Raw genomic sequence first — 5,418 nt, forward strand, 5'->3', positions numbered from 1 at the left:
CCCCGACACCCAGCCCGCACCGGTCGTCCCAGAACCAGAACCAGAGCCAGAGCCAGAGCCCGAGCTGCCCGGCCCCGACACGGAACCCGCGCCGGTGTCGCACGACAGCACCCCCCGGCGTCGCCTGGTCACCCGCACCAAGCGGCCGGACGCCGGCGCTCCGGAGGAGCGCAGGCGACGCCCCGCCGACGGCCCGAGGCACGCGGGCGCACCGGGCACCGCCAGCGCGGCCCGCGGCCTGCTCGCGGCGGCTCGCGCCGCCGCGCCGGCCACCGCCCCGGCGCCGCGACCTACTGCGACCAGACCCGCACCCGCACCCGCACCCGCACCCGCACCCGCACAGCCGGCCCCGGTCCCCGAACCGATGCTGCCGGCGGCCGCACCCGGCAAGGTCGAGACCCTGGCCGATGCGCCGCCGCCCGCCCCGGCGGTGGAGATGCCGGCGATCTACCAGTTCGCGCCGCTGAAGTCAGCGCGCAGGTTCCTCTCCCTGATGCTCGTCACTGCGCTGGCGACCACCGCCTATCTCGGCTACGGCGCCTACCAGTCGAGGGACACGATGGAGATCGGCATCGCCGCCATCGTCGCGCTGTGCACCCTGGTGATCTGGGCGATCCGCACGGGCGCCACGGTCACCCGCCTCACCGTGCGGCGAGGACAGCTCGAGATCGAGAGACAGGGCGGGCGGATGGTGTTCGACCTGGCCAGCACCTACACCGCGATCGAGGTGGTCGGACGGCCCGGCAGCAAGAAGTGGAAGGTGCTGTTCCACCGCCGGGGCATGTCCCCCGTCGTCGTCGACTCGACCATGGTCGACTCCCGCGACTTCATGCGGGTGCTCCGGTTCTTCCGGCCCGACCTCGCTCCGGGCAACACGCCCCCGGCCGGCTCCTAGCCCTCGGCGGTCTCGATCCAGTAGCGGCGTTTGCCGTTCCGGGTGTCCTCGTAGACACCGCCGTTCCGCTCGATCGTGCGCGCCGACGGGACGTTGTCGTCGTCGCACGTCACGAGTGCCCGCGCGATGCCCAGGTCCGCCGCCTGGCGGAGAGCGAGAGCCAGCGCCCGGGACGCATGCCCCTGGCGGCGGCGGGACGGTCGGACCGAGTAGCCGATGTGCCCACCTTCGTGGAACAGCCAGTCGTTGAGGCGGTGCCGGAGAGCCAGGAACCCGACCACCTCGTCGGGGTCACCGTCGGTGATCCAGAAGTACGTGCACGGGACGCGATCGTCCGGCAGTGGGACGCCCGGGTCGGACTCCTCGAGCAGCATGGCCACGAACCGCGCGCACCCGTCCAGCGTGAGGTCGGCGTACCGCTGGTCCGGCAGCCGCCAGACGCCGGACCCGTGCACCACCGTGTCGCCGAACTCCGCGACCGCCGCGGCCCAGGACGCGTGCAGTCGGACGTCGGGTCGGGCCAGGGCGGTCATGCCCCCATTCCACCAAGGCCGTCGGAACGACTGCCAGCCGATATCCGGGGCTGCACTAGAACGTGTTCTAGAGTTCCCTCGTGGCCGGCTACGTGCAGGACGAACTGCCTCCCGAGGAGGTGGAGCGCCAGCGCGCCCTCTACGTCCCGCTGACCCAGGCGGTCCGTGAGCTCGTCGACGCGACGATCCGGACCACGGTCGACGACGACGAGATCCGCGCCGTGCAGGTCGAGGTCGAGGAGCTCGTCGCCCGGCTGCGCAAGAGCCAGCTCGACGGGCCCTACGGCGTGCGGTTCAGCCGAGGGCGCGGCCGCCCGTGGGGCAACCCGGTGGTCGGGCTGCGCAACGCCGTGTCTCCACCCGTGATGATCCAGCACCACCCGAGCGCGAACGGCGAGGTGTGGGCCGACTTCCACCTCGGCGCCGCCTACGAGGGCCCGCCCGGCCTGGTGCACGGCGGCGTCTCGGCGCTGATCTTGGACCAGGTCCTCGGTGAGGCCGCGGGTGCCGGAGGCAAACCGGGCATGACCGGCACGCTCACGCTGAGGTACCGCCAGGGCACCCCGCTGGGCGACCTGCGGGCCGAGGGCTGGATCGACCGGGTCGACGGGATCAAGACCTACGCCAAGGCCCACCTCATCGGGCCCGCAGGTGTGACGGTCGAGGCCGAGGGGATCATGATCCTGCCCCGCTGGGCCCGGGAGGCGATCGCCAAGCAGGAAGGCAGCACGCCCTCCTACTTCGAGTGACCCTCGAGGCACCCTCGAGCGACCCTCGAGCGACTACGGCCAGCTAGCCCGAAGAGACCGGCTCGCCCAGGTGCGCACCGCGCTCTCGGGCGTCGGTGAGACGCGCCTCCTCGATGGCCGCGGCCTCGAGCTCGGCCCGACGTTCCTCGACCCGCCTGACCTGGTCGCCGTCCGGTGGCGACACCAGGTCCGCGGCGCCGTGCTCGAGGCGCTGGAGGGCGGTCCGCCCGAAGATCTGCTGCTCGGTCGCGGTCCGCTCGGCACGGCCGCGGCCGAGGAAGGAGACCAGCCAGTGCAGCACGGCCGTGACCCGGTTCTTGAAGCCGGTGATGTAGACGAGGTGCACCGCGAGCCACATCAGCCAGGCCACGAACCCGGTGAGGCGCAGGCTGCCGATCATGGCGACCGCGCGGAACCGGCTGATCGTGGCCATCGAGCCCTTGTCGAAGTACCGGAACGGCTTCTGGGGCGGCCGGCCCGTCAGCCGGCCGTCGATGGTCTTGGCGGCGTACTTGGCTCCCTGGATCGCGACCTGGGCGACACCGGGCAGGTTGTCGAGCGAGATCATGTCGCCGACGACGAAGACCTCGGGGTAGCCGGGCAGCGTCAGGTCGGGGTTGACCCCGATCCGGCCCGCCCGGTCGAGCGGGGCCCCCGTCTGCTCCGACAGGACCCGTCCGAGCTCGCTGCCCTGGACTCCGGCGGCCCAGATCTTGGTCACCGCCTCGAGCCGCTCGGTGCGCCCGTCCTTGTGCTTGAGCACGAGGCCGCGCTCGTCGACGTCGGTCACCATCGTGCCCAGCAGCACCTCCACGCCGAGCTTCTCGAGCTCGCGCTTGGTGGAGGCACCGAGCTTGGCGCCGAACGGCGGCAGGACCTGGGCGGCGGCGTCGATGAGGACGACCCGCGCGGTGCGGGTGTTGATGAAACGGAAGTCGCGCCGCAGCGTGCGGTGCGCCAGCTCGGCGATCTGACCGGCCATCTCCACCCCGGTGGGACCCGCACCGACCACGACGAACGTGAGCAGGTGGTCGACGTCCTCACCACGGCTGGCGCCGAGCTCGGCGAGCTCGAAGGCCCCGAAGATCCGGCCCCGCAGCTCGAGGGCGTCGTCGACCGACTTCATGCCGGGCGCGTACTCCGCGAAACCGTCGTTGCCGAAGTACGACTGGCCCGCCCCCGCGGCCACGATGAGGGAGTCGTACGGCGTCACGCTCTCGCGGCCGAGCACGTGCGACGTCACCGTGCGGCCGTCCAGGTCGATGTCGGTGACCTCGCCCAGCAGCACCGTCGCGTTCTTCTGCCGGGCCAGGATCTCCCGGGTCGGCGGGGCGATCTCGCCCTCGGACAGGATGCCCGTCGCCACCTGGTAGAGCAGCGGCTGGAAGAGGTGATGGGTCGTCTTCGCGACCATGGTGACCTCGACGTCCGAGCGGCGCAGCGCCTTGGTGCCGAAGAGACCGCCGAAGCCCGAGCCGATCACCACGACCCGGTGACGGGTGTCGTTCATGGGTCAAGTCTCCTCAGGTGGACGGATCGGGTGTCGAACGGGGTGCTCGGCCAGGTTGTGTGCCTCACACGAGACGGCTGTTCTTCGCTGCCCACGGGTACCCAGACCGGCCACCCGGGTTCCGAGTGGCGGGCTGCACGACGGAATCGGTTCCGCTACTCTGTTTCCACAACGAAATACGAGCGCTCTTCTCGGGATGACGACATGTTTTGGTTCGCCCGACGTGGGTAGAACGCCACGGCAGCACCTGCTGTTCCTGCCGTGCCCCCTCCCACTTCGACCCTCCTGGAGCAAACCCAGTGCCGCTGAATCGGCCAGCCCTCACCTTGGGCTCCGGTCCCCGCGGCGTGCATGACGCACGCCGGTGGGTGGTGCGCACCTGCTCCGACATCGGTCGTGACGACCTCACCGAGTGTGCCGAGCTCGGCGTCTCCGAGCTCGTGACCAACGCCCTCCTGCACGGCGAGCCGCCCATCTCCGTCCGGGTGCGGGGCACCGCCGAGCACCCGCGGATCGAGGTGCGGGACTCCTCGCTCGAGGCCCCGGTGCTCCCCACGGCGTCGGAGATGGACGAGCACGACGAGCTCCTCCTCACCTACGGTCGCGGGTTGACCCTGGTGGCCCGCAGTGCGGACGCCTGGGGCGCGGAGATCGAGGACGACGGCAAGGTCGTGTGGTTCGCGCCGGCCAGCAGGTTCGCGGAGGACGAGGGGGTGCCCGGTCTCATCACGGGCGTCGACGCCGTCCGGGCCCGTCGCGAGCCGACCCAGGACCGGGTCCGGGTGGAGATCCTCGGCGTGCCGCCGTCGCTCTTCATCGGGTTCCAGCAGCACTTCCGCGAGCTGCGCCGCGAGGTGCGCCTGCTGTCGCTGGCCCACGAGCGGGACTACCCGCTCGCGAAGAGCCTGAGCGACCTGTTCGCGACCCTCGACCGCCATCTGCGCGAGGGCATCGGGGTGGAGCAGATCGAGGCCGCGGTCGCGGAGAAGCGGACGCACACCGACCTGGTGGTGCACATGCCGCGATCCACGGCCCGCACGCTGAGCCGGTTCATCGAGCTCCTCGACCTGGCCGACGACTTCTGCCGCCAGCAGCGGCTGCTCTCCCTGGCCCGGACCCCCGAACAGCGGCGCTTCCAGGGCTGGTTCCTCTGCGAGTTCGTACGTCAGGCGCAGGGCGAGCAGCCGGTCGCCTGGACCGAGGTCGAGCGCGCCCAGCGGACTGCCGTCTCCTGACCAGGTCCAGGTCCCGGGTGGGGCCTCAGGCGTAGCCCAGCTCGTGCAGCCGGGTGTCGTCGATCCCGAAGTGGTGCGCCACCTCGTGGACCACGGTGATCCGCACCTCCTCGACGAGCTCCTCCTCGGACTCGACGAAGTCCAGCAGCGGCCCTCGGAAGATGAAGATCCGGTCCGGCAGCTGACCGCCGATGGTGCTGTCGCGCTCGGTCAGGGCGATGCCGTCGTAGAGCCCGAGCAGGTCGTCGGGCTCGCCCTCGGGCGGCTCGTCCTCGACGAGCACCACGACGTTGCGGACCAGCGCGGCCAGCTCCTCAGGGATGCCGTCCAGGGCCTGGTCGACCAGCGCGTCGAAGCGCGCGTCGTCCATCTCAACCGGCACCCGGCCATTGTGGCCGGTGCGGCAAAGGAAACGATGGCGACCCCGACGGGACTCGAACCCGCGGCCTCCGCCGTGACAGGGCGGCGCGCTAACCAACTGCGCTACGGGGCCAGG

Annotated in this window: 6 protein-coding genes and 1 tRNA gene; 3 read left to right on the plus strand and 4 right to left on the minus strand. The window is 71.4% G+C overall.

The annotated features are described in order from the left end of the window. Positions 1-94: 94 nt before the first annotated feature. Positions 95-895, plus strand: coding sequence for a hypothetical protein (locus JHD21_RS20225; protein WP_292679005.1), 801 nt, complete (start codon positions 95-97; stop codon positions 893-895). Here JHD21_RS20225 and JHD21_RS20230 read toward each other — a convergent pair. After that, positions 892-1,428, minus strand: a complete 537-nt coding sequence (locus JHD21_RS20230) for a GNAT family N-acetyltransferase (protein WP_292679008.1) — start codon at positions 1,426-1,428, stop codon at positions 892-894. The two genes, JHD21_RS20225 and JHD21_RS20230, sit on opposite strands and share 4 nt — an antisense overlap. Before the next feature lie 80 nt (positions 1,429-1,508). Between JHD21_RS20230 and JHD21_RS20235 the strand changes: the two genes are divergently transcribed. Beyond that, complete coding sequence (locus JHD21_RS20235) at positions 1,509-2,177, plus strand: PaaI family thioesterase (protein ID WP_292679010.1); 669 nt, start codon at positions 1,509-1,511, stop codon at positions 2,175-2,177. A gap of 43 nt (positions 2,178-2,220) precedes the next feature. On the opposite strand, the gene JHD21_RS20240 is transcribed toward JHD21_RS20235, so the two are convergent. Beyond that, positions 2,221-3,687: an NAD(P)/FAD-dependent oxidoreductase gene (locus tag JHD21_RS20240; protein ID WP_292679014.1), complete on the minus strand. Its 1,467-nt coding sequence runs from the start codon at positions 3,685-3,687 to the stop codon at positions 2,221-2,223. Positions 3,688-4,034: 347 nt separating this feature from the next. Here JHD21_RS20240 and JHD21_RS20245 point away from each other — a divergent pair, with 347 nt between their 5' ends. After that, positions 4,035-4,922, plus strand: coding sequence for an ATP-binding protein (locus JHD21_RS20245; protein ID WP_292679015.1), 888 nt, complete (start codon positions 4,035-4,037; stop codon positions 4,920-4,922). 25 nt (positions 4,923-4,947) lie between these two features. On the opposite strand, the gene JHD21_RS20250 is transcribed toward JHD21_RS20245, so the two are convergent. Both JHD21_RS20250 and JHD21_RS20255 read right to left on the minus strand, forming a co-directional pair. Continuing rightward, positions 4,948-5,304, minus strand: a complete 357-nt coding sequence (locus JHD21_RS20250) for a metallopeptidase family protein (protein WP_292679018.1) — start codon at positions 5,302-5,304, stop codon at positions 4,948-4,950. Between the two features lie 34 nt (positions 5,305-5,338). Then, positions 5,339-5,415, minus strand: a tRNA-Asp gene (locus JHD21_RS20255). Positions 5,416-5,418 lie beyond the last annotated feature (3 nt).

It is taken from the genome of Nocardioides sp., assembly GCF_016462705.1.
GTDB lineage: Bacteria > Actinomycetota > Actinomycetes > Propionibacteriales > Nocardioidaceae > Nocardioides.